The organism is Stenotrophomonas geniculata ATCC 19374 = JCM 13324 (assembly GCF_001431625.1).
Classification (GTDB): Bacteria; Pseudomonadota; Gammaproteobacteria; order Xanthomonadales; family Xanthomonadaceae; genus Stenotrophomonas; species Stenotrophomonas geniculata.
The window spans coordinates 1-23,064 of record NZ_LLXT01000094.1; the positions used below are offsets into that span (position 1 = coordinate 1).

Sequence of the window (23,064 nt, forward strand, 5' to 3'; positions counted from 1 at the left end):
GACCCAGGTCGGCACCTACCGTTCACTCCCTACCCTGCAGCAACCACCCACGCATCGCTGCACTGACCTCGTGCGGCTTTTCCATCGGGGCCAGGTGCCCGCAATCGGGCACCACCACCAGCTGCGAGTGCGGCACCAGGTCGTGCATTTCCTCGCTCACTGCCAGCGGCGTGATGCGGTCGTTGGCCCCGCAGACGATCAACAGCGGATCTTGGTAACCCGCCAGCACGTCATGGCCGTCGCGCCGCTCCAGCGCACTCTGGCGCAGGAATACCTCCGCCCCCAGGCGGGCGGTCATGTCGCGCACGCGCTGCACCAGCACGTAGTCGTCCAGCCGCGAGGCGTCGATGTAGCTGCGCATCAGCGCATCGCCGAAGCCGTGGAACCTGCCCGGCAGGCGCACGCTGGCGCGCTGGCTGCGGCGTTGTTCGGCACGTTCCGGTGAATCGGCGTGGATCGAGGTATCGATCAGCGCCAGCTGCAGCACGCGCTCCGGCGCAATGCGCAGGATCTGCTGGGCAACGAAGCCGCCCAGTGAGAAACCAGCCAGCGCAAAGCGCTCCGGTGCCTGTGCGAGCACGTCCTCGGCGACCGCTTGGAGGGTCTCGCCACGGGTCTGGTCGCCTACCGTGCAGTCAGCGATGTCGGCCAGGTCGGCCATCTGCGCACGCCACAGCTCGGCATCGTTGAGCAGGCCGGGCAGCAGGAGCAGGGGGGTACGGTCGGTCATGGGGTATTGTCGCGCCATCACGGTGACGGAGCCATGCCGCAACAGGGGGTTGGATTGTAGCGTCGAGCCACGTTCGACGGCTGCGCAGCCAGTGGCGCATGGCTCGACGCTACAGAAGGCAGCGGCGGAGCCGCTCTTCGGCGACACCATCACCATCTACACCGCGCTGTGCGAACAGGCCGCGAAGAAATCTGGCGCAGCAGGGACAAGCACGCACGGCAGCTGGGTGCCATCCTGATCATCGGCATGCGCTACGACGCCACCTATGTGATGACCGGACTGACCGAGCTGCTGTGCTATGGCACGGCGGTGGTGGTGGAACCGCTGCGTTGGGGTGATCGCCGGGCATGGCCCGGCGCTACCGATGGGCGGCGATCACGCCACCGGGGGGACATCGGGCACTTCGACCTGCTGCACCGGCAGCGTCACCACCATCACCGTCGGGTCATCCGGGTCGAGTCGGGTCTTGAAGCCCAGGCTCTGGCACATCGCCAGCATGGTGCTGTTCTCGCGCAGCACCTGGCCTTCCACCACGTCCAGGCCCAGCCACTTGGCGTACTCGATCATGATCGCCATCAGCCGCCAGCCGATGCCGTGGCCCTTCAGGTCCGAGCGGATCAGGATGCCGTACTCGCCGCGGTGGTAATCGGCATCGGCGTGCAGGCGTACCGCACCGAGCATCTCGCCACTGCGCGGTTCGATCGCCACCAGTGCGATCGAGCGTGCGTAATCGAGCTGGGTCAGGCGCGCGATGAATTCGTGGCTGAAGTGCTTCACCGACTGGAAGAAGCGCAGGCGCAGGTCCTCGTCACTGACACGGGCGAAGAATGCGCGGAACAGCGCATCGTCTTCCGGACGCACCGGACGCACGAAGGCGCGGCCGCCATCGGACAGTTCGATGGTGCGCTCCCACTCCTTCGGGTACGGGAACACCGAGAAGCGCGGATGGCCACGGCCCTTGTGCAGGATGCGCGACGGTGCCACCGCCACGCGTGCGTCGAGGGCAAGAATGCCCTTGCTGTCGACCAGCAGCGGGTTGATGTCCAGCGTGCGCACTTCGGGAATGTCTGCGGCCAGCTGTGCCAGCTTGACCAGCGCCAGCGCCAGTGCGCGCTCGTCGGCGGCGGGCACATCGCCATAGGCCTTGAGGATGCGCGAAGCCCGGGTCTGCCCGATCAGCTCATGGGCCAGGCGCAGGTCCAGCGGCGGCAACGCCAACGCCTTGTCATTGATCACTTCAACTGCGGTACCGCCACGACCGACTACGATCACCGGGCCGAACGTCGCGTCATCGGCGATGCCGACAATCAGTTCACGCGCCTTCGGGCGAACAATGGTCGGCTGCACCAGCAGGCCATCGATGCGGGCATCCGGCCGCAGCTGGCGTGCGCGCGACAGGATCGCGTTGGCCGCGCTCTGCACCGCCGGCAACGTGGACAGGTTCAGGCGCACGCCGTCCACTTCCGACTTGTGCGGGATGTCCGGTGACAGGATCTTCAGTGCGACCGTGGCACCGCGCTCGAGCAGCGGCTGCGCCAGGTCCATCGCCTCGTGCGCATCGCGCGCATGCATGACCGGTGCGGACGGAATGCCGTAGGCCTTGAGCAGTTCATGGGTGGCCAGCGGGTCCAGCCACTGCTGGCCGTTGGCCAGCGCGGCATCGACCAGCGCGCGTGCGGCCGCCGCGTCGACACTGAAGTCCTGCGGCAGGCTGGGTGGCGTTTCCATCAGGGCGTTCTGCGCTTCACGGTAACGCACCAGATGCTGGAAGCCGCGTACTGCCTCCGCCTCGGTCGGATAGGTCGGCACCCGCGCCGCGTTGAGCGTGGCGGTGGCCTGGTCATCGTTGCCCAGCCACACCGCGAACACCGGCTTGTCGCGATGATGGCGCGGACGCAGGCCGAGCGTGCGGGTGAGCGCCTGCGCAGCGTCTGCGGACGAGGTGAATGCGGTCGGCACGTTGACCACCATCACCGCGTCGTTCTCGTTGTCGGCCAGCAGCGCTTCGATGGCCGCGGCATAGCGGTCACCATCGGCGTCGACCACGATGTCGACCGGATTGCTGCGCGACCAGCCCTGCGGCAGCACGGCGTCCAGCTTTTCGACCGTGGTGTCGGACAGGTTGGCCAGGGTGCCACGCAATGCGATCAGCTGGTCCACGGCGAGGCGACCGACGCCGCCGCCGTTGCTGAGAATCGCCAGGCGACGGCCCGGGAAGGTGCCCAACCGCCCCAGCGATTCGGCAGCAGTGAACAGTTCGTCCAGCGCGCCCACGCGCAGCAGGCCGGCACGGTTGAACGCGGCGCCGTACACGTCGTCGGCGCGGGCCAGGGCCTGCACATGGGTATCGCGGCTGCCCGGCTGCACGCGCTCGGCGCGGCCGGACTTCACCACCACCACCGGCTTGGCGCGGGCGGCGGCACGCGCAGCCGACATGAACTTGCGCGCGTCCTTGATCTGCTCGACATAGAGCAGGATGGCGCGGGTGCGGTAGTCGGTGGCGAAGTAGTCGAGCAGGTCGCCGAAGTCGACGTCCATCGTGTCGCCCAGCGAGACCACCGCGGAGAAGCCGACCGAGCGCGCTACACCCCACTCCACCAGCGCGGCGGCGATCGCCGAGGATTCGGAAATCAGGGCGAGGTCGCCTGCCTGCGGGAAATGTGCGGCGATACTGGCATTGAGTCGCGCGTGCGGCGCGATCACGCCCAGGCAGTGCGGCCCGAGGATGCGCAGGCCATGCTTGCGCGCCACCGCCTCTACCTGTGCGGACAACGAACCCGGGCCTTCGCCCAGGTGCGCAGTGAGGATGATCGCCGCCTGCACGCCGCGCTCGGCGGCGGTACGCACCACCTGCGGCACGATCGCCGCTGGTGCGGTGATCACCACCAGGTCGGGCACCCAGTCCAGGTCCTTCAGCCGCTTGATCGTGCGGATGCCATCGATCTCGGCATGCCGCGGGTTGATCCACGCCACCTTGCCGGGGAAGCCGGTGCCGCGCAGATTGCGCATCACCGCACGGCCGGCCGAACGCTCACGCGGACTGCCGCCGATCACCGCGACCGACTGCGGACGGAACACAGACTGCAGGTGGTAGGTACTCATGCGCCTACGGTACCCAAAAAAGGGGACGGAGGGGATTAAGTCGTTTGTGGCACAAACGACTTAATCCCCTCCGTCCCCTTTTTTGTTACAGCAGCGTGCCGTGCAGGATCATCGCGGCGATGCTGAAATAGATCACCAGCCCGGTGACATCCACCAGGGTGGCCACGAACGGCGCCGAGGCGCTGGCCGGGTCGAAGCCGAGCCGCTTGAGGATGAAGGGCAGCATCGAGCCGGACAGCGAGCCGAAGGTGACGATGCCGACCAGGGCGGCACCGATGGTGATCGCCAGCAGGATCCAGTGCTCGCCGTAGTCATGCAGGCCGCCCAGCTGCCAGATCACGATGCGCACGATCGCCAGGCAGCCGAGGATGGCACCCAGCACCATGCCGGTCGGGATCTCGCGGATGGCCACCTTCCACCAGTCGCGCAGGCGCAGTTCACGCAGCGCCAGGCTGCGGATCAGCAGCGAGGTGGCCTGCGAACCGGAATTGCCGCCCGAACTCATGATCAGTGGGATGAACAGGGTCAGCACCACCGCGCGCGCCAGTTCGTCCTCGTAGTGCTGCATCGCGCTGGCGGTCAGCATCTCGCCCAGGAACAGCACGCTCAGCCAACCGGCGCGCTTGCGCAGCATCTCGAAGAAGCCGATCTGCATGTAGGGCTTGTCCAGCGCTTCCATGCCGCCGAACTTGTGCGCGTCCTCGGTGGATTCCTCGATCAGCGCATCGAGCACGTCGTCCACGGTGACGATGCCCAGCATCTGCTGCTGGTCGTCGACCACCGGAATCGCCAGTAGGTCGTGGCGGCGGATCAGCCGCGCCACTTCTTCCTGGTCCATCAGCGCATCCACCGTCACCGGCGGGTTGACCTGGGCCACGTCCAGGATCGACTCCTCGGGCAGGCCGGTGATCAGCCGGCGCATGGTCACCACCTGCTGCAGCTGCTGGCTGGCCGGGTCCAGCACGTAGATCGCGTATACCGTCTCGCGGGTGCGCTCGACCTGGCGGATGTGCTGCAGGGTCTGCGCCACGGTCCAGCTGGCGGGTACCGCCACGTACTCGGTGGTCATCAGCGCGCCAGCGGTGTTCGGCGGGTAGCTGAGCAGCTTCTGGATGGCCTGGCGGGCGTCGGTGCCCAGCAGCGGGATCAGCCGCGCGCGTTCTTCCTCGTCCAGCTCGTGGACGATGTCGGTGGCACGGTCATCGGCCATCAGACCCAGCAGGGCGGCGGCGCGTGCCGGCGGCAGCGCGGCCACCAGTTCGCCGCTGCGGTGCAGTTCCGGTGCCTCCAGCATCTTCACCGCACGCGGCAACGGCAGCGCGGCCAGCGTTTCCGCAGCGCGGGTCAGTTCCAGCGTGTTGAGGAATTCCACCGCATCGGCGGTGTTGTAGTTCGCCAATGGCGCGGCCAGTGCGGCGGCATCGGCCACCGGGCGCAGCAATTGCTTCTGGTTCATCGGGTTTGCCTTGTGGGGGTGCGACCTCGCGCAACGCCAACGCAGGCAAACCGTCCCGATGTCAGGCGGTGGCCATCGCTGGCGTCGAACGAGGTCGACTTCTACTGTCGCTGGACATGGGTTGGGGACTCCGGGATGCGTGTGCGGGCGGACGCGCCGCCAGCGGCGGGCAGTCTGGACCCGTGGGCCATGCAGGTCAACCCGGTCCCGCCGCGGCAGCACCCTGCCCCGCAGGTTGTTCTCGTGCGTACACAGACCGGCGCGCATAATGGCGCGGTGGTGTTCGCCACGCTTTCTCCACCCGAACGGACGCACAGCGGGCTCCCCCGATGACCAGGTATTCCCATGCATAGCGGTGGTCTGGAACTGGCCCTGGTGCTGCTGCTGGCGGCGGTCATCGCCGTGCCGGTGTTCAAGAAGTTCGGCTTCGGCGCGGTGCTGGGCTACCTGGCGGCCGGTGTGGTGCTGGGCCCGGACGGGCTGGGCTTCGTGCAGGACGCCGACCGCATCCTCGGTGCCGCCGAGATCGGCGTGGTGATGCTGCTGTTCGTGATCGGCCTGGAGCTGTCGCCGGCACGCCTGAAGGTGATGCGGCGCTCGGTGTTCGGCGCCGGCGCCGCACAGGTGGCGCTGTCCGGGCTGGTGCTGGGCGGCCTGCTGCTGCTTGACCATTTCCAATGGAAAAGCGCGCTGGTGGTGGGTGTGGCGCTGGCGTTGTCATCCACCGCGGTGGGCCTGCAGCTGCTGTCCGAGCACAAGGCGATCAACAGCGACCATGGCCGGCTCGGGTTCGCCATCCTGCTGTTCCAGGACCTGATCGCGATTCCGCTGCTGGCGGCAATCCCGCTGCTGGGCGGGGTGAAGAACGAGACCCTGCGCTGGGAAGACGCCGCCGTGGCCCTCGGTGCGCTGGCCGTGGTGATCCTGTGCGGGCGACCGGTGCTGCGCAAGGTGTTCAGCATCATCGCGCGCACCCGCAGCCCGGAAGTATTCACCGCCACCGCATTGCTGGTGGTGCTGGGCACCGCCTGGTTCATGCAGGAAGCCGGCCTCAGCCCCAGCCTGGGCGCGTTCCTGGCCGGCGTACTGCTGTCCGATTCGGAGTTCCGGCACGAACTGGAAGCGCAGATCGAGCCGTTCAAGGGGCTGCTGCTGGGCCTGTTCTTCATCGCGGTGGGGATGGGCATCGATCTGGACCGCATCGCCGCCGAGCCGTGGCTGATCGCTGCCGGCGTGGCGATCCTGCTGGTGGTCAAGTTCAGCCTGCTCTACGTGATCGGGCGTATCGCCAAACTCAGTTCGCGACAGTCGCTGCTGCTGGGCAGCGTACTGTGGCTGGGCGGCGAGTTCGCCTTCGTGGTGTTCAATGAAGCACAGCGCGCGCACCTGCTGGGCAACGCCAACCACGACCGGCTGGTGGCGATCGTCGGCCTGTCGATGGCGATCACGCCGCTGCTGATGATCGCGCTGCTCAAGCTGCTCGGTCAGGAGAAGGCCGCACCGCGCCAGGCCGCCGAGGCCGACAAGGTGGCGCCGGACAATCGGCCGAAGGTGCTGATCGCCGGCATGGGCCGTTTCGGCCAGGTGATCGCGCGCCTGCTGACCGCGCAGAAGGTGCCGTTCGTGGCGCTGGAAGCGAACCCGGACACCGTGGCCGACCTGCGCCGCTTCGGCAACCAGCTGTACTACGGCGACCCGACCCGGCCGGAGATGCTGCGTGCGGCGGGCGGCGAGCACATCGATGTGTTCGTGATCACCGTGGACGACCCGGAGACCAACCTGCGCGCGGTGCGCATGGTGCGTCGGCTGTACCCGGACGCGACGGTGCTGGCGCGTGCACGCAACCGCCAGCATGCGTGGCGCCTGATGGACATGTCGGCCGAGCCGTTCCGCGAAGTGTTCGGCACCAGCCTGGAGATGAGCGGCCGCGTGCTGACCGCGCTGGGCGTGGCACCGGACGTTGCCGAACGCCATGTGCAGCGCTTCCGCGAGCACGACGAACAGCTGCTGCGCGATCAGTATCTGGTGTACGACGACGAGGCGGCGGTGATCCAGACCTCGCGCGATGCACGCAACGACCTGATGCATCTGTTCGAGGCCGACGCGGAAAGCGACGGCAAGTAGGGTGCCGACCAACGGTCGGCACCCACCACAGATTGCGGTTGCCGGCCAGCGGCCGGCACGACCCTTTTCCAGGAATCAGCCGTTGTCGCGCAGGAACCGCGCCATCGACGAAACGCCCGGCACGCGCGGTTCGAACTCACCGGCCACGTCGATGAAGCCACGCATCACCGCGATCTCGCGCGGGCTGCGGTTGAGGCTGTCGCGCACTTCCGGATCGGCACCTGCACGCAGCAGGCGCTGCACCAGCAGCGGCAGGCCATGCAGCGCGGCCAGGTGCAGCGGGCCGAAACCGCGCGGATCGCGCACGTCCAGGCTGACGTCCTCATCCAGCAGGCGCTCCACCGCCGCCATCACCACCTGCTCGTCGCAGGCGGTACCCGGCTCGGCACGCGCGCCCAGCAACAGCAGCAGCGGCGTCACCGAACCGGCAGCGGCCTGGTCCGGTTCGGCACCGGCCAGCAGCAGGGTGTCGAGCAGGGCCAGCAGGCGCGAGCGGTCGCGGGCACTGAAACCGTACAGCGCGGCGCAGTGCAGCGGGCCCAGCTGTTGCGCATCACCGGCATGCACGTCGGCACCGGCAGTGAGCAGGCGCGCGACGATGTCCGGCAGGCCCAGCGCCGAGGCCAGCATCAGCACGGTCACGCCGCCCGGCAGGCGGTGTTCCAGCTTGGCGCCGGCGTCGAGCAGGGCCGAGACGATATCCACCTGGCGCATGCTGACCGCCGCCGACAGCGGCGTGGCACCACTGGCCGCAGCGTGCTGCGGATCGGCGCCACGCGCCAGCAGCAGGTCGGTCACCGCCAGATGGCCACCACCGGCGGCGCGCAGCAGCGCGGTGCAGCCCTGCGCATCGACCGCGTCGACGGCGAAGCCCAGATCGATCAGGCGGCGCACCGCATCCACGTCACCAGCCATCGCGGCGGCCGGCAGATCGGCCTCGCGCAGGGTGCGGCGCGGCAACGGCCATACCCGCCAGTCCAGCCAGTCGGCCAGATCGCGGCGACCAATCGACAGCGCCACGCCCAGCGGCGTCTGGCCGTCGGCGGCACGGGCTTCCGGCGAGGCACCGTGCTGCACCAGCAGCTTCAGCGCGCCTTCGCGGGCCAATGCGGTGGCCAGATGCAATGCGGTCATGCCATGGCTGTCGCGCGCTTCGCGATCGACACCAGCCTTGAGCAGGGCCTGCTGCAGGCGCAGCCAGCCCAGGCGCACCGCCAGCGACAGCGGCGGATCACCGGCCGGCGAGGCGGCGAACGGATCGGCGCCACGTTCCAGCAGTTCCAGTGCCAGCTGTTCCAGGCCACGGGCGGCCTGGTCGTGCTGCGCACACGCGGCGAGGAAGCGTGCCAGGCCACCGCGTCCGGCCGGCGACAGGCCACGCTGCAGCATGACCTGCAGCGCCGGCACCGCGTCGATGCCACGCGACAACAGCGCGAACATCGGCGTGTCGGAACAGGCGTCACGCACGTAGGGATCGGCACCGTGGGCCAGCAGCCAATCGACCGCACGCGGCTCCAGCGCCAGTTCCGGATCGAGCAGCAGGCCACCCAGTTCTTCCGGCTGGCACAGCTTGGCCAGCGCGGCCATGCCTTCGGTGTTGCCGAAGCCCAGCGCCTCACGCAGCAGGGTCAACGGCGGACGGTCCGGCAGCAGGCCACTGGCACTGGCGGCTTCGCCGCGCTCGGCCAGGCCATCACTGACCGCGGCCGGCAACGGATAGGACGGGTCCAGCAGAGCCACGATCGCCCAGCGGCCGGCTTCGGCAGCGTAGTCCACCGCACGGCGACCGACCGGATCGGCGGCATCGGCGGCGATGCCCAGTTCGACCAGGCGCTTGATCAGCAGCGGTGAGACATCCTCGGCCATCGCCGCCAGCTGCACCGCGTTGCGGCCTTCGCCGTCCACCGCGACCAGGTCCGGCTTGTGAGGCAGCAGATGCTCGACCACGGCGGCACGACCGGCACGGGCCGCTTCCAGCCATGGCGTACGGCCCAGCGCATCGCGCGCTTCCAGATTGGCACCGGCGCCGAGCAGCACGCCGATGATCTCCACGTGGCCGGCCAGGGCCGCCTCGTGCAATGCACTGCGGCGCTGGCGATCGCGGGCGTCGGCGCGCGCCTTGTGCTTGAGCAGCAGCTGCACCCCGGCCGGATCGTCATCTTCGGTGGCAGCGGCGGCCAGCAGCACCGGCGTGCCCTCGGCCGGTTCGCTGCGCGCACCGCGCTCGAGCAGGAAGCGGGCCAGGCGCCAGTTGCCGACCTGGCAGGCCACCGCCAGCGGCGACCAGCCCTCGTTGTTCAACGCATCGACTTCGGCGGCGGCATCGCGCAGCAGCGCGGCCACGCCCGGGTCGGAACTGCGCGCGGCATGGTGCAGCGGGGTGTTGCCATCGCTGTCGACGGCACGCGAGTCGGCGCCGTTGGCGAGCAGGGTCATCACCGCTTCGGGGCGGCCGTGCCAGCTGTCGCGGGTGGCGGCCAGCAGCGGGGTCATGCCCCGGTGCGGCGCATTCACATCGACGCCGCGGGCGATCAGTTCGCGCAGCAGGCGCAGGTCCGGCAGCACCGCCGCCAGCACCGCCAAGCTGCGCTGGTCGCGCCAGTTCGGGTCCGGCAGCGCATACGGATCGGCACCGGCCTGCAGCAGCTGCAGGCCCCGGTCGATGCGGCCATGGCGGGCGGCTTCATACAGTGCCGGGGTCAGTTCCTGCGGTGCCATCGCCTCCAGCGGCGCGGTTTCGGCCGCCGCTGCGAACATCGGTTCGGGTGCAGCGCTGGACGCCGCCAACGGGCTGGAGCGCAGCGACACCAGCGGCGCGGGCGCGACCCGCTGCAGCAGCAGGTGCAGCACTGGAGACAACAGCATCACCGCCAGTACGGCAGGCCAGCGTGCGCTTTCCGGCAGCAGGCCCGGCCAGGCCGGCAGCACCACCAGCGCGGCCAGCGCGATCACCAGCGCGGCCACGCCGAGGCCACGCCAGGCGGTCAGGTCGCGCCCGGCCAGCGCCTGCCAGTGCTGGGCCAGGCTGCCATCGAGGCGTTCGACATCGTTCCACAGCGGCCAGGTGCGCCAGGCCGCCAGCAGGCCGGCACTGACCAGCACGCTCAGGCCCAGCACCGCCGCAAGGCTGCCGCTGTCACGCAGTGCGGCCAGCGGCCAGGCCAGCAGCAGCGCCAGCAACAACGGCGCTGCCGTCCACAGCGCCAGCAGCGCCGGCAGGTCCTGGCGCGCGACCACCTTCAGCGGCAGCAGCGCGCGGCTGCGCCGCCACCACGACACACCCAGCGCGAACGCCGGCTGCGCCAGTGCAGCAAGGATGGCGCCTGGAACGCCGCCCACGGCGGCGCCCAGCGCCAGCACGGCGCCCACGGCGAAGGCGATCGACAGGGCGCGCGGACGGGACGTGTCAGTCATAGTGGCGCGGCATCAGGCTGGCCACCGACGGCGGCACCTGCAGGTAGAACCCGCGCTCGCTCATTTCGCTGCGGACCTTTTCCGGATCGGCCTGGGCCAGGCGGCGCTGGGCATCCAGGGCCACGTCCAGGACGAAGGCGAGCGTCCCCAGCGAGGTGAGCAGCGGCGCAGGCAGCGCGCTGAAATCATCGCGACGGGGAACGTAGACGTAGGTGTCCGGCTTGAGTTGGCTTTTATAGACGTAGGCGTGCATGTCCGCGGGACGATAACCCGGGAAGAGCCATGATTGTGTCGGAAAGCCGACACCGGGGAAAGCCGTCAGCCGACGATGACGGCGTGATCGACGGCGTTTCCCCGGCGGGGTTCAGCAATGTGGCGGCGGCGTTCAGCCACGGCCGGTACCACGCAGGCGCTTACTTGACCTTGGCGTAGGTACCCTTCAGCGCGACGCCGGCGAGGATCGCACCGGCGTAGCATTCGTAGTTGGTGCTGCTCTTGAACTCGTTCTTCTTGTAGTAGCTGACGATGTCGACCACGGCGTTGGCGCCGCGCGACTTGGCGCCGTCCTGCAACGCGCGCAGCGCCGACAGTGCGACCCAGCGGCAGGCTTCGGCATCGCTCTTGTTGGCGGCGTTGGTCTTCTTGTTGGTCACGTCTTCGCCCAGGCGCTGCTGCACGCTGACCGGCTGGCCGGCCAGGTAGAAGCGGACGCTGCCGTCGATGCCGGCGTCCTTGGCAGCCTGCGAACTGACCAGTTCCTGCAGGGACTGTTCCACGCGGGTATCGCGGGCAGAAGCGGTGGAGGCCAGGGCCAGCAGTGCGGTGGCCGTGGCGATCATCAGGGTGCGGCGCATCGGAACATCTCCTTGTCGAGGGTGCGGGTAGGTTGCGGGAACAACGGCGGTGGGGCGGTGGATCACTCGCGCCAGCGGCGGAACACCAGCGAGGTGTTGATGCCGCCGAAGGCGAAGTTGTTGCTCATCACGTACTCGGCCTGCAGTTCGCGGCCTTGACCGGTGATGAAGTCGAGCTGGCCACAGCGCGGGTCGACCTCGGCCAGGTTCAGGGTCGGCGCGAACCAGCCAGCACGCATCATCTCGATGCTCATCCAGGCCTCGAACGCACCACAGGCGCCGAGCATGTGGCCGACATAGCTCTTCAGCGAGCTGATCGGCATGCGGCTGCCGAACACCTGCGCGGTGGCCTGGGTCTCGGCGATGTCGCCGTGATCGGTGGCGGTGCCGTGGGCGTTGACGTAGTCGATCTGCGCCGGCTCCAGGCCCGCATCCTCCAGCGCCAGGCGCATGGCCTGGGCCATGGTGTCGGCGCTGGGCTGGGTGACGTGCTGGCCGTCGCTGTTGGTGCCGTAGCCGACCACCTCGGCAAGAATGGTGGCACCGCGCGCCTGCGCGTGCTCCAGGTCTTCCAGGATCAGCGTACAGGCACCCTCGCCCAGCACCAGGCCATCACGGCCAGCATCGAACGGGCGCGGCGTGGTCTGCGGCGCATCGTTGCGCACGCTGGTGGCGAACAGGGTGTCGAATACCGCCGCAGCGGTGGCATCGAGCTGCTCGGCACCGCCGGCCACCATCACCGTCTGTTTGCCGCTGCGGATCGCTTCATAGGCCGCGCCCACGCCCTGGCTGCCCGAGGTGCAGGCGCTGGAGGTGGTGTAGACGCGCCCGGACAATCCAAAGAACACACCGATGTTGACCGGCGCGGTGTGGCTCATCATCTTCAGGTAGGTGGTGGCACTGATGCCTTCGGTGGTGAATTCGTTGAGCATGCGCCCGAATTCGCCGGTGGCCTCATGGCTGCCCGAGGACGAGCCGTAGGCCACGCCGGTACGGCCGCTGCGCAGTACCGGATGCTCGTGCAGGCCGGCTTCGCGCAGCGCCACCTCGGTGGCGCGCACCGACATGACCGCGACCTTGCCCATCGAGCGGGTGGTCTTGCGGTTGTAGTTCGGCGGCAGCTCGAAGTCCTGCGCCGGCGCGGCCAGCTTGGTGTTCAGGCCGGCATAGACATCCCATTCGGGCATCGTGCGCACGGCATTGCGGCAGCTGCGCAGGTGCGCTTCGATGGTGGGCCAGTCGTGGCCAAGCGGACTGATGGCGGCAGCACCGGTAACCACCACGCGACGATCGGCGGCCATCAGAGCATGCCCCCGTTCACCGAGATCACCTGGCGGGTGATGTAGCCGGCCGGCTCGGACAGCAGGAACGCCACCGTGGCCGCCACTTCGTCGGGGCGGCCGACGCGGCCGGCGGGAATCAGCTTGAGCGCGTGCTCGATCACTTCATCGTTGAGCATTTCGGTCTCGATCAGGCCCGGGGCCACGCAGTTGACGGTGATCTGGCGGCTGGCCAGTTCGAGCGCCAGGGCCTTGGTGGCACCGATGATGCCGGCCTTGGCGGCACTGTAGTTGACCTGGCCGCGGTTGCCGGCCAGCCCGGACACCGACGACAGGGTGACGATGCGGCCCGGCTTGCGCCGACGCACCATCGGCATGATCAGCGGATGCAGCACGTTGTAGAAGCCATCCAGATTGGTGTGGATGACCTGGTCCCAATCCTCGGCCGACAGTGCCGGGAAAGCACCATCACGGGCGATGCCGGCGTTGCAGACCACGCCGTAGTACGCGCCATGCGCCTCGACATCGGCCTCCAGCGCGGCGCGTGCGGCCTCGCGGTCAGCCACGTCGAACGCCAGCACGCGGGCCTGCTGGCCCAGTGCATGGATCTCGGCCACCACGGCCTGTGCCTCTTCCAGGCGGCTGCGGCAATGCACCACCACGTCGAAGCCATCACGCGCGATGCGCAGCGCGATGGCCCGGCCGATGCCCCGGCTGGCGCCGGTCACCAGCACGCTTCGATTCCCTGTCATGCCTGTCCACTCTCCAGATAGGCCATCGCGTCGGCCGGTTCGAACACCGACACGTTGGCTGTCGCCCATTCGTCCTCACCTGCCAGGATGCGGCAGGCGAACATCCCCAATCCATTGTCACCCAACAGCTCGCAGCGCGCCTGTACGCGCAGCCGCGAACCGGCGGGGAAGCTGCTGCGCGCGCTGCTGTAGCGGCGGCTGCCGAGCAGGAAGCCCAGCTGCGGCGGCTTGCCGGCCGCACGCGCGCGGCAGCCGGCCCAGGCCGCGATGGCCTGCGCCATGTATTCGATGCCGACCCACGCCGGCACTTCGCCGTTCTCCACGAACAGGCCGGCCTCGGGCACCACCAGTTCGGCCTCGAGGGTGTCCTGGTCCCAATGCGTGATGCGCTGCAGCAGGCACATGTCCTGGCGGTGCGGCACCACCTCTTCGATTGCATACAGCGTGTTCATCGACGCTCCAGTGCCAGCACGGCGTTGCTGCCGCCGAAAGCGAACGAATTGCTCAGCACCCGTCGCGGCGGCTGCGCCAGGCGGGTGGCCGGTGCGACCAGCGGCAACACCGGCAGCGCTGGGTCGGCCACGCCGTCCCACCAGTGCGGCGGCAGCCGCTGCTGCGGGTTCTCGGCCAGCAGGATCCAGCACAGCGCGGCCTCGATCGCGCCCGAGGCACCCAGCGTGTGCCCGGTCAGCGGCTTGGTCGAACTGGCTGGCACGCTGTTGCCCAGCACCTGCGAGACCGCCAGGCTTTCCATCGCATCGTTGTGGCCGGTGGCGGTGCCATGCAGGTTCACGTAATCCACTTCGTCGGCGCCCCAGCCTGCGCGCAGCAGTGCCTGCTGCAGCGCGTCGATGGCACCCAGCCCCTGCGGGTCGGGAGCGGACATGTGGTGCGCGTCGGCCGATTCGCCCCACCCCGCCAGGCACACCGGGCCGGGCTCGCGGGTGAGCAGGAACAGCGCGGCGCCTTCGCCGATGTTGATGCCGGCGCGGTGCTGCGAGAACGGGTTGCAGCGTGCCGCCGACACCGATTCCAGCGCGCTGAAGCCAGCCACGGTGAAGCGGCACAGCGAATCGGCGCCACCGGCTATCACCGCATCGACGATGCCGGCGCGCAGCATGCGCGCGGCTGACATCAGTGCCTTGGCACTGGACGAACACGCCGTGGACAGGGTCCACGCCGGGCCCTGTGCGCCGCTGCGCTGGCGCACGAACTGCGCGGCGGTGCCCATTTCCTGCTGGGCGTAATCGAAGCCCTGCGGCCACTGGCCCTGTTCGGCGTGGCTGCGCAGGGCCTGCTCGGATTCGCCGATGCCCGAGGTGCTGGTGCCCAGCACCACCGCCACGCGCTCGGCACCATGGCGGGCAATCGCCGCGGCCACCGCCGGTGCGATCTGCGCCAGCGCCACGTCCAGCAGGGCGTTGTTGCGCCCGCGCAGGGCCACCGGCAGGTCTTCCAGCGCCGGCAGCGGCGTGCGGACCTCTCCCAGCGCCAGGGTGCGCCCCGGCAGCAGGCTGTCGTTGTCGCTGAGCCCGCCCGGCACATCGGCGAACATCGCCGACGCGACCGCAGTGCGGCCATCGCCGAGCGCGCAGACCACGCCCAGGTCGTTCAGGTAGATCGGTGCACTCATCGGTCCTGTCCGGCCATATCGATCGATTCGATGCGCAGCGCATAGCCTTCGGCACGGTTGTCCAGCTGCACGCTGCCATCGTCCAGGCGCTGCAGCAGCAGCCACACCGTGCCATCGCGCGACAGGCTGCGCTGCTGGCCGTCGTCGCTGACCTGCCAGTCGGCCGGCAGCGCGGCGGCGATGGCCGCGGTCGGCCACAGCGCGAACTGCAGGTCATCCAGCACACGCTCGGCACGTACCTGCGGCGGCAGCCACGGCGCACGCTGCTGGGTCAGCTGCTGGCCGTCCCACTGCAGGCGCACGCCGGTCTGGCCCATCGCCTGCACCGCCAGCTGCACCTGCTGCGCGTCGGCCTCCAGCAGCGCGTCGAGGTCGCGCTCATGGCTGCCGAAGCGGAAATGCAGCTGCTGCTGCAGGGCCAGCGGCGCCGGCAGGCTGGCCGGCGACAGGCGCAGCGGCGGCAGTTCCACCTGTGGCTTGGGCATGCGCCCGGCACAGGCGGCCAGCAGCAGGCACAGCAGCAGGGCCGCAGTACGGAAGATCAGGCGCTGCACAGTTCCTCCAGCACGCGCATGCGACGGCCGCTTTCGTCGGCCACATACGGGTTGTTGGTGTCCCAGGCGTAGCCGGCCAGGATGGAGCTGATCATGTCGCGCACTTCGGGCTGCTGCTGCGGGTGGTAGATGATCTTCTGGAAGCCGCCTTCGTACCAGCTTTCGACGAAGCGGCGGAAGGTCTTCACGCCGGCGCGCAGCGGGATCGAAAATTCAGCTTCCCAGTCGACGGTTTCACCGGCATAGCGGCGCGCCAGGCATTCGCTGGCCAGCTGCGCGGACTTGAAGGCAATGGTCACACCGGACGAGAACACCGGGTCGAGGAACTCGCCGGCGTTGCCCAGCAGGGCATAGCCGGGCCCCCACAGCGAGCTGACGTTGGCCGAGTAGCCGGTGATGCGGCGCACCGGCAGCACCGCCCATTCGGCGTTGGCCAGCAGGCGGGTCAGGTTGGGGTCCTCGCCGACGATGGCCTGCAGCTTCTGCAGGTCGTCACCCTCGTAGCGCTCGAAGAACGACGGCTCGGCGACCACGCCCAGCGAGCAGCAGCCGTTGGAGAACGGGATCGTCCAGTACCAGACGTCGACGTGCTCGGGGTGGGTGGTGATCAGGATCTTGTTGCGATCGAAGTCCGCTTCGGCCGGAATGTTGTCGCGCACGTGGCAGAAGATCGCGCCGCGCACCGGGAAGTTGGATGGCGATTCCAGCTGCAGCAGGCGCGGCAGCAGGCGTGCGAAGCCGGAGGCATCGAGGATGAAGTCGGCTTCGATGCGGTATTCGCTGCCATCCGGGCGGCGCACGTTCACCGTGGGCTGTTCACCGGGTTCGACCGACAGCACTTCATCACCGAAACGCAGCGTGGTGCCCATGCGCTCGGCACCGCGTGCCAGCACATTGTCGAAGTCGGCGCGCTGCACCTGGTAGGTGGTGCCCCAGCCTGGCGAGAACTTCTTCCGGAAGTCGAAGGCGGTACGCGCTTCGCCGTGCACGAAAGCGGCGCCGTTCTTGTACTGGAAGCCGGCCTCGACCACATCCTGCAGCAGCCCGGCGGCTTCAATGTATTCCATGCTCTGGGGCAGCAGGCTTTCGCCGATGGAGAAGCGCGGGAACTGCTGACGCTCCAGCATCAGCACCTGGCGGCCCTGCTGGCGCAGCATCGCCGCAGCCACGGAGCCGGCCGGGCCGGCACCGATGATCAGGATCTCAGTACGTTCGACAGCATCCACAGCAGTATTCATCGGTGCGTCCTTGTTGCTCGATCAGGTGGAAAGAAGGAAGTCGGAAGACAGGTTCAGGCTGGCGGCAGCTCATGCGGCGGCGGCCGGAACAACGGCGAGATCAACCAGACCAGGCCGATGCCGAACAGCAGGGTCAGGCCGAACGCGCGCAGCGCCGGGGTCTGCGACAGGCCCAGCAGACCGAACGACAGCCAGGTACTGGCCGCACCCACGCACACCGCCAGCCAGGCGCTGGCATCGCCACGGTGCTCGATCAGGAAGATGCCGTAGTCGATGCCCATGCCCAGCAGCAGCATCAACGCCAGCACGTTGAACAGCTGCAGCGGCTGGCCGAACAGGCCCAGCAGGCCCAAGGTCAGCGCGCCGGCGATCAGGGTCGGGGCGAACACGCGCCAGGCCTGGCGGCGGTAGCGCAGCCACAGCGCACCGAACACCAGTGCAATGCCGACCAGCAGCAGCCCACCCATCAGCTTGCGATAGTGGCCGAGCAGCTGCGAGAAATCGGCGGTGCGGTCGACCCAGCGCACGCCCGGCAGGCCCTCGGCCGCGCCACGCAGGGTCGTCAGTGCATCGGCGCGTGACAGGTCATCGACCATCACCACGCTGATCATCTGCCCACCCACCGCACCCACCCAAAGATGGCGGAACGGCTGCGACGCCGGCGAAGCGAGGAAGGCCTCGGCGGTAAGCGGTGCAGCCGCGAACTGCGGTCGCTGCAGCGGTTCACCCACGGCCTCGGACACGGCCGACAGCACGCCGGGTTCCACCTTCGCGGTCAGCGCGGCATCGGCTTGCTGGCGCGCCGGCGACGGCAGCCAATCGCTGATCGCGCGATAGCCACCAATGCGCTTGTCGTTGGCCAGTACACGCAGGCGCTCGGTCAGTGCTTCCTCGCGCTGCAGCAGCTGCGCAGCATCCGCGCCCTGCACCAGGTAGAACTGCGCCGGGCTGGGCATGCCCAGCAGCTGGCTCAGGCGGATCTGCTGCGCCATCAACGCTGGCGGTGATGACTGCAGGCTGCGCAGGTCGTCGTTGCTCTGCAGGCGTGCGATGCCGATTGCAGACAGTGCCAGCGTGATCACCACGAACATCGTCACCGCGCGACGGCCATGCAGGCGCGGGAAGCGCTCCAGCGTGTTGCCCAGCCACTGCGAGAAGCGGGTCTGGCGGATCTCGCCGCCATCCAGCCACGGGAACCAGAAGATCACCGTGAGGAACGCAGCGGCCAGACCCACCACCGAGAACAGCGCCATCTGGCGCAGGCCCGGGAACGGCGCCAGGCCCAACGCGAGGTAGGCCAGCGCACTGGTCAGCAGGGCCAGCCACAGGCCCGGCAGCAGATGCCGCAGCAGCTTCCAGCGGCGATCGGCCGGTTCAGCCTGGCGCGAGGCGAACCAGTGAATGCCGTAATCCTCGGCCACACCCACCAGCGACGCACCAAATACCAGGGTCAGCACGTGTACCTTGCCGAACACCAGCACGGTCACCGCCAGCGCCACACCACAACCGATCAGCAGCGAGGCGGCGACCAGCAGGATCGGCCGCAGCGAGCGGAATGCCAGCCACACCAGCAGCAGCACCGCCGCCAGCGAACCCCACCCGATGGTGTTGATTTCCTGATTGGCCTGCACCGCGGCGGCCTCGGCATGCAGCGGCACGCCGGCATGCAGGATTTCCAGCTCCGGCGCTGCGGTCTTGGCCGCCTTTCCGGCCCGCTCCAGCAGGCCATCAAGATGGCGCTCGCCATCGAGCTGGAACGCCGAACCCGGCGTATCGAACTGCAGCGCCGCCCAATGCTTGCCTTCTGCTTCCAGCAGGCCATCATCGCCCAACCGCAGGCCCGAACCCTGCGCCTGCTGCTGCCACCACTGCGGCCACAGCGACAGCGGGTCCTGTCGCCAGTCGGTCAGGCGCGGCGCGCCCATCGGGCCGTACAGTGCAGCCAGCGCCTGCTCGGCCAACGCGCCCGGTTCACTGCCCTGCAGCTGCTCGCGCTGGGCCGGGGTCAGCAGGCGGTCGCGGTACGGCGCGTAGAACGCGCGCGCCTCATCGAACCAGCCTTCGATCGAACCACTGGGCACCAACAAGGCGTGGTCGGCGTCCTTGGCCATGGCCGCCGCAAAGGCCGCCTGCGCGCGCTTGGCGGCGGTGCCATCCTGGCTGCCGAGCAGCACCACCACCTGCCGCGAACTGCCATCGGCGATGCGCCGGGTGACATCGCTCAACAGGCGGTCATGCGCATCCTGCGGCAGCAGCGCGAGGATGTCGGTGTCGATCCGCGACTGCTGGCTCCACAGGTGCCACTGCTGCGCGCCCAGCGCCAGCAGCAGCACCAGCCAGGCGATGCCCAGCCAGTGCCACCAGCGCCGCAGGCGGTCCGGTGCGTTGGATGCCACGGCCTCACTCAAAACGGCGGGCCTCGTCGGCGTTGAGCGTGGCCGGCGTCTCGCTCAACGCGCTGAACTGGATCTGCGTGCGGTCCTTGTTGGCCTCGACGATCTCGACCTGGCGCACGTAGCGATCGCCCTGCAGGGTCAGCGATTCGAAAGCCTTGGCCAGCATCGCCGACTTCGGCGTCAAGCACAGCCGCCAGCCCTGTCCTTCACGGCTGGCCGCCACGTTGAACTGGCTGGACAGCGCCTGCACGTCGCCACTCATCAGCGCGAACATGATGGCGTTGACCGAACGCATCGCTGGCTGCTGCCGCGCATCGAGCTCAACGCGGGTGCTGCCATCGCGCTGGCGGCTGAGGATGCGGTCCGCGGTGACCACCACCTCGGAGGGGAACGGCTTGAGCGTCGTCCAGATCACGCCGTGCTGGCGCGCGACCACGAACCGGCCCTGCGAGCGCAGCGGGTTCTTGAAGCCGCTGACCTGCTTTTCCTGGCTGAACTGGCCACGCAGCACCTCCGGCCGCGCCACCGCCTGGGTAATCGCATCGACAGCGGGGTCGGCAGCCTGCACCCGCGGTGCGGCCACCAGCAGCAGCGTGCACAGCAGCACGCTCGAAAGACGGGCAAGCATGGTCACGGCGCAGGCACTCCCAGGCGTTCCCACAGTACCGGCGGGCACTGGTACAGCATTTCCTTGCTGGTCGCGTCCACCGCGACCTGGATGGTCATTGCGCGGGTCAGCACCTGGCCGCTTTCCGCATCGAGGATCTCGTACTCGATCTTCAGCCGGTTCTCCCATTCCACGATGCGCGCGATCACGCGCAGGGCCTGGTTGAACAGCAGCGGGCGCACATATTTCACCCGTGCATCGACCACCGGCCACAGGTAGCCCGACTCGAGCATCTGCGGGTAGTCGTAGTCGTAGCGCCCGAGCAACGCGCAGCGCGCGATCTCGAAGTACTTGAAGTAGTTTCCATGCCAGACCACGTTCATCGGGTCGCAGTCATGGAAGGCGGGGGTCAACGCAATCTCGCCAACCCGTTCAATGGCCTCATTCACCGGCATACAGCTCCCAACGTTGCGCGCGGATCTCCACCAGCAGTTCCCGCAGTTCGCGATCCAGCGCGCGGTCTTCTTCAACCAGGGCGATGCGCTGCCCCAGGTCGGCGTACATGTCGGCCAGACTGCCATGCAGCTGCGCGTTCAGGCCAACCCGTTCGCGCAGCGCCAGGCCCTGGCGGGCGGCGATCAGCATCGCCGCCACCACCTGTTCGGTCAGTTCGATCACCCGCAGGCAGTCGCGCGCGGCGATGGTGCCCATGCTGACCTTGTCCTGGTTGTGGCATTCGGTGGAACGCGAGAACACGCTGGCCGGCAGGGTCTGCTTCAGCGCTTCGGCGGTCCACGCCGAAACGCTGATCTGCAGCGCTTTCAGGCCATGGTTGATGGCCGCGCGCGGGCCGGTGGCCGCCGACAGGTTGGCCGGCAGGCCATGGTTGTAGCGGGCATCGACCACCAGTGCCAGCTGCCGGTCGAGCAGATCGGCAACATTGGCCACGGTGTTCTTCAGGGTGTCCATCGCCAGCGCGATGTGGCCGCCGTAGAAGTGGCCGCCATGCAGGATGCGCTCGCCGTCGGCGTCGATCAGCGGGTTGTCGTTGGCACTGTTCAGTTCGGTTTCGATCAGCTGGCGCAGGAACGGCAGGCTGTCTTCCAGCACGCCGATCACATGCGGCGCGCAGCGCAGCGAATAGCGGTCCTGTAGGCGCTGTTCATTGCGCGGCGGGCGCTCGCTGTGCAGGTCGCTGCGCAAGCGCGCGGCGATGCGGCCCTGACCCGGGTGCGGCTTGGCCGCGAACAGGGTCTCGTCGAAGTGGTGCGCGTTGCCGTCGCTGGCCAGCACGTTGAACGCGGTCAGGCGCGTGGCCATGCGGGCCAGGTAATCGGCGCGCTGCCAGGCCAGGCAGGCCAGGCCGGTCATCACCGCGGTGCCGTTCATGATCGCCAGGCCTTCCTTCGGCCGCAGCTTCAGCGGGGTCATGCCGATCTTCGCCAGCACCTCGGCCGCCGGCTGCACGCGGCCGTCGAACAGCACCTCGCGCTCGCCGCACAGCACCGCCGCCACGTACGACAGCGGGGTCAGGTCGCCACTGGCACCGACCGAGCCTTCGGCCGGAATCATCGGCAGCACGTCGTGCTGCAGCAGCGTGGCCAGGCCTTCCAGCAGCGGCACGCTGACACCGGACATGCCGCGCACCAGCGACGCCAGGCGCGCGGCCAACACCGCACGGGTCTCGACCGGGTCCAGGTAACGACCCAGGCCACAACCATGGTAGGTGTAGAGGTGGTGAGGTAGTTCAGCCACCAGCGCCGGCGGGATGTTCACCGTGCACGAGTCGCCATAGCCGGTGGTCACACCGTAGATCACGCCGTCCTCGCGCAGCAGGCGGTCGAGGAAGTCGGCACCACGCTGGATGTGCGCACGGAATGCCGGCGCGTCGCTCAGTGCGGCCTCGCACTGGCGCTGGGCCAGGGCAACCACGTCTTCGATGGTCAACGGTGCATCGCCAAAGCGGCACACGGGTACGGCGTCAGTCGTCATGCGGAGCCTGATCCCAGAAGGGGAAGAAATTGAACCAGTCCAACGGGGACTGGATGAGCTGGAGTTCCAGCCAGCGCGCGAAGCGCTGTGCCTGTTCGGCCAGTGCCGCATCGCGTGAGCCACGCGGCAGCACGATGCGTTCGGCGAACTGTTCAAACGCCACGCGATAGCCTTCGCCCTGGTGCAGGCAGGCCATGGTGTAGACCGGGCAGCCCAGCGCGGCGGCGAGCACGTAGGCGCCGATCGGGAACGGCGCCCGGTGGCCGAGGAAATCGGCGGTGACGCTGCGACCGCCCTGCACCGGCGTGCGGTCGCCGACGATGGCGACAAAGCCACCGGCGGCCACGCGCTCGGCCAGCATCACCGCCGTGGCCGGGCCCATCTCGGTGACCTGCACCAGTTCCACCGCCGCCAGCGGGTCCAAGCGCTGCAGCAGGCGGTTGAAGCGCTGCGCATGCGCGGTGTGCACCAGCACGGTGATGCGGAACCCCGGCACCTGTTCGGCCAGCACCTGGCACAGTTCCAGGCAGCCGATGTGCGCGGTAAGGATCAGCCCACCTTCGCGGCGCGCGATCCTCTCCAGCACCAGGTCACGATGCAGGTGGATGCGTTCGGCCGGATAGCGCCCGCCCAGGCCGAGGATCTTGTCCAGCATCGTGTCGGCGAAGGCGAAGAAATGGCGCAGGCTGTCACGCCGCGTTGGCGTGCGGCCGAGCACGCCGCTGTGCGCCTGCAGCCGCTGCAGGTACTGCATCGAGGCCTGGCGCCCTACACGGTTGCCCAGCCAATGGCAGGCCACCACTGGCCACACGCACAGGCGGAACGGCCAGCGCCCGAACCAGCGGTGCACCCAGCACAGGAACAGCACGCCGGCCACCGACGTCGATTCGCCGATGTCGGCCCAGTGCGGGGCACCCTGCGCGGTCGCCATC

Annotated in this window: 18 protein-coding genes and 1 pseudogene; 2 read left to right on the top strand and 17 right to left on the bottom strand. The window is 68.8% G+C overall.

Going from position 1 to position 23,064, the window contains the following annotated elements:
- Nucleotides 1-22: 22 nt before the first annotated feature.
- Entirely contained in the window at nucleotides 23-730 is a 708-nt protein-coding gene (locus ARC63_RS08075) for an alpha/beta fold hydrolase (protein ID WP_057502989.1), read from the bottom strand.
- 136 nt (nucleotides 731-866) lie between these two features.
- Between ARC63_RS08075 and ARC63_RS23630 the strand changes: the two are divergent.
- A pseudogene (locus ARC63_RS23630) lies at nucleotides 867-1,060 on the top strand (YbjQ family protein); the annotation flags it as partial.
- A 45-nt stretch (nucleotides 1,061-1,105) separates the two neighbouring features.
- Here the strand turns inward: ARC63_RS23630 and ARC63_RS08080 are convergent.
- Nucleotides 1,106-3,832: a bifunctional acetate--CoA ligase family protein/GNAT family N-acetyltransferase gene (locus tag ARC63_RS08080; protein ID WP_057502990.1), complete on the bottom strand. Its 2,727-nt coding sequence runs from the start codon at nucleotides 3,830-3,832 to the stop codon at nucleotides 1,106-1,108.
- A gap of 85 nt (nucleotides 3,833-3,917) precedes the next feature.
- A complete protein-coding gene (gene mgtE / locus ARC63_RS08085) occupies nucleotides 3,918-5,288 on the bottom strand; it encodes a magnesium transporter (protein ID WP_057502991.1) in 1,371 nt (456 codons plus the stop codon).
- Between the two features lie 345 nt (nucleotides 5,289-5,633).
- Between mgtE and ARC63_RS08090 the strand changes: the two genes are divergently transcribed.
- Nucleotides 5,634-7,412 carry a monovalent cation:proton antiporter-2 (CPA2) family protein gene (locus ARC63_RS08090; protein WP_010482289.1) on the top strand — a complete coding sequence of 593 codons (1,779 nt, stop codon included), beginning with the start codon at nucleotides 5,634-5,636 and terminating at the stop codon, nucleotides 7,410-7,412.
- A 75-nt stretch (nucleotides 7,413-7,487) separates the two neighbouring features.
- On the opposite strand, the gene ARC63_RS08095 is transcribed toward ARC63_RS08090, so the two are convergent.
- From ARC63_RS08095 to ARC63_RS08160, 14 genes are all read right to left on the bottom strand, one after another.
- Entirely contained in the window at nucleotides 7,488-10,826 is a 3,339-nt protein-coding gene (locus ARC63_RS08095; protein ID WP_057502992.1) for an ankyrin repeat domain-containing protein, read from the bottom strand.
- Complete coding sequence (locus ARC63_RS08100) at nucleotides 10,819-11,079, bottom strand: YcgL domain-containing protein (protein ID WP_010482302.1); 261 nt, start codon at nucleotides 11,077-11,079, stop codon at nucleotides 10,819-10,821. Before ARC63_RS08100 ends, ARC63_RS08095 begins: the two co-directional genes overlap by 8 nt.
- Nucleotides 11,080-11,239: 160 nt before the next feature.
- On the bottom strand, nucleotides 11,240-11,680 hold the full coding sequence (locus tag ARC63_RS08105; protein ID WP_010482305.1) for a hypothetical protein: 441 nt from the start codon (nucleotides 11,678-11,680) through the stop codon (nucleotides 11,240-11,242).
- 62 nt (nucleotides 11,681-11,742) lie between these two features.
- The gene (locus ARC63_RS08110) at nucleotides 11,743-12,981 is read right to left on the bottom strand and encodes a beta-ketoacyl-ACP synthase (protein WP_010482307.1); all 1,239 of its coding nucleotides are present in this window, start codon (nucleotides 12,979-12,981) and stop codon (nucleotides 11,743-11,745) included.
- Nucleotides 12,981-13,712 carry a 3-ketoacyl-ACP reductase FabG2 gene (locus tag ARC63_RS08115; protein WP_006401885.1) on the bottom strand — a complete coding sequence of 244 codons (732 nt, stop codon included), beginning with the start codon at nucleotides 13,710-13,712 and terminating at the stop codon, nucleotides 12,981-12,983. Before ARC63_RS08115 ends, ARC63_RS08110 begins: the two co-directional genes overlap by 1 nt.
- Nucleotides 13,709-14,164, bottom strand: a complete 456-nt coding sequence (locus tag ARC63_RS08120; protein ID WP_010482310.1) for a hotdog family protein — start codon at nucleotides 14,162-14,164, stop codon at nucleotides 13,709-13,711. Before ARC63_RS08120 ends, ARC63_RS08115 begins: the two co-directional genes overlap by 4 nt.
- Nucleotides 14,161-15,345 (bottom strand): beta-ketoacyl-ACP synthase, encoded by a 1,185-nt coding sequence (locus tag ARC63_RS08125; protein ID WP_057502993.1) that lies wholly within the window; start codon nucleotides 15,343-15,345, stop codon nucleotides 14,161-14,163. The genes ARC63_RS08120 and ARC63_RS08125 overlap by 4 nt, the downstream gene beginning before the upstream one ends.
- On the bottom strand, nucleotides 15,342-15,899 hold the full coding sequence (locus ARC63_RS08130; protein ID WP_043399552.1) for a DUF3261 domain-containing protein: 558 nt from the start codon (nucleotides 15,897-15,899) through the stop codon (nucleotides 15,342-15,344). Before ARC63_RS08130 ends, ARC63_RS08125 begins: the two co-directional genes overlap by 4 nt.
- Nucleotides 15,887-17,137, bottom strand: coding sequence for an NAD(P)/FAD-dependent oxidoreductase (locus tag ARC63_RS08135; protein WP_019336780.1), 1,251 nt, complete (start codon nucleotides 17,135-17,137; stop codon nucleotides 15,887-15,889). Before ARC63_RS08135 ends, ARC63_RS08130 begins: the two co-directional genes overlap by 13 nt.
- Nucleotides 17,138-17,190: 53 nt before the next feature.
- On the bottom strand, nucleotides 17,191-19,545 hold the full coding sequence (locus ARC63_RS08140) for an MMPL family transporter (protein ID WP_057502994.1): 2,355 nt from the start codon (nucleotides 19,543-19,545) through the stop codon (nucleotides 17,191-17,193).
- Nucleotides 19,538-20,161: a LolA family protein gene (locus ARC63_RS08145; protein WP_228355381.1), complete on the bottom strand. Its 624-nt coding sequence runs from the start codon at nucleotides 20,159-20,161 to the stop codon at nucleotides 19,538-19,540. Before ARC63_RS08145 ends, ARC63_RS08140 begins: the two co-directional genes overlap by 8 nt.
- A gap of 2 nt (nucleotides 20,162-20,163) precedes the next feature.
- Complete coding sequence (locus ARC63_RS08150) at nucleotides 20,164-20,595, bottom strand: acyl-CoA thioesterase (protein WP_019336783.1); 432 nt, start codon at nucleotides 20,593-20,595, stop codon at nucleotides 20,164-20,166.
- Nucleotides 20,582-22,132, bottom strand: coding sequence for an HAL/PAL/TAL family ammonia-lyase (locus ARC63_RS08155; RefSeq protein WP_057502996.1), 1,551 nt, complete (start codon nucleotides 22,130-22,132; stop codon nucleotides 20,582-20,584). The genes ARC63_RS08150 and ARC63_RS08155 overlap by 14 nt, the downstream gene beginning before the upstream one ends.
- Nucleotides 22,122-23,063 carry a lysophospholipid acyltransferase family protein gene (locus ARC63_RS08160; protein WP_057502997.1) on the bottom strand — a complete coding sequence of 314 codons (942 nt, stop codon included), beginning with the start codon at nucleotides 23,061-23,063 and terminating at the stop codon, nucleotides 22,122-22,124. Before ARC63_RS08160 ends, ARC63_RS08155 begins: the two co-directional genes overlap by 11 nt.
- Between the last annotated feature and the right edge of the window lies 1 nt (nucleotide 23,064).

Excerpts from the sequence above, each read along its gene's own strand:
- ARC63_RS08100 (WP_010482302.1), bottom strand. The coding sequence starts at position 11,079 with ATGCACGCCTACGTCTATAAAAGCCAACTCAAGCCGGACACCTACGTC.
- ARC63_RS08135 (WP_019336780.1), bottom strand. The coding sequence starts at position 17,137 with ATGAATACTGCTGTGGATGCTGTCGAACGTACTGAGATCCTGATCATC.
- ARC63_RS08125 (WP_057502993.1), bottom strand. The coding sequence starts at position 15,345 with ATGAGTGCACCGATCTACCTGAACGACCTGGGCGTGGTCTGCGCGCTC.
- ARC63_RS08115 (WP_006401885.1), bottom strand. The coding sequence starts at position 13,712 with ATGACAGGGAATCGAAGCGTGCTGGTGACCGGCGCCAGCCGGGGCATC.
- ARC63_RS08080 (WP_057502990.1), bottom strand. The coding sequence starts at position 3,832 with ATGAGTACCTACCACCTGCAGTCTGTGTTCCGTCCGCAGTCGGTCGCG.
- ARC63_RS08090 (WP_010482289.1), top strand. The coding sequence starts at position 5,634 with ATGCATAGCGGTGGTCTGGAACTGGCCCTGGTGCTGCTGCTGGCGGCG.
- mgtE (WP_057502991.1), bottom strand. The coding sequence starts at position 5,288 with ATGAACCAGAAGCAATTGCTGCGCCCGGTGGCCGATGCCGCCGCACTG.
- ARC63_RS08160 (WP_057502997.1), bottom strand. The coding sequence starts at position 23,063 with ATGGCGACCGCGCAGGGTGCCCCGCACTGGGCCGACATCGGCGAATCG.
- ARC63_RS08145 (WP_228355381.1), bottom strand. The coding sequence starts at position 20,161 with ATGCTTGCCCGTCTTTCGAGCGTGCTGCTGTGCACGCTGCTGCTGGTG.
- ARC63_RS08150 (WP_019336783.1), bottom strand. The coding sequence starts at position 20,595 with ATGCCGGTGAATGAGGCCATTGAACGGGTTGGCGAGATTGCGTTGACC.
- ARC63_RS08105 (WP_010482305.1), bottom strand. The coding sequence starts at position 11,680 with ATGCGCCGCACCCTGATGATCGCCACGGCCACCGCACTGCTGGCCCTG.
- ARC63_RS08155 (WP_057502996.1), bottom strand. The coding sequence starts at position 22,132 with ATGACGACTGACGCCGTACCCGTGTGCCGCTTTGGCGATGCACCGTTG.
- ARC63_RS08075 (WP_057502989.1), bottom strand. The coding sequence starts at position 730 with ATGACCGACCGTACCCCCCTGCTCCTGCTGCCCGGCCTGCTCAACGAT.
- ARC63_RS08120 (WP_010482310.1), bottom strand. The coding sequence starts at position 14,164 with ATGAACACGCTGTATGCAATCGAAGAGGTGGTGCCGCACCGCCAGGAC.
- ARC63_RS08110 (WP_010482307.1), bottom strand. The coding sequence starts at position 12,981 with ATGGCCGCCGATCGTCGCGTGGTGGTTACCGGTGCTGCCGCCATCAGT.
- ARC63_RS08095 (WP_057502992.1), bottom strand. The coding sequence starts at position 10,826 with ATGACTGACACGTCCCGTCCGCGCGCCCTGTCGATCGCCTTCGCCGTG.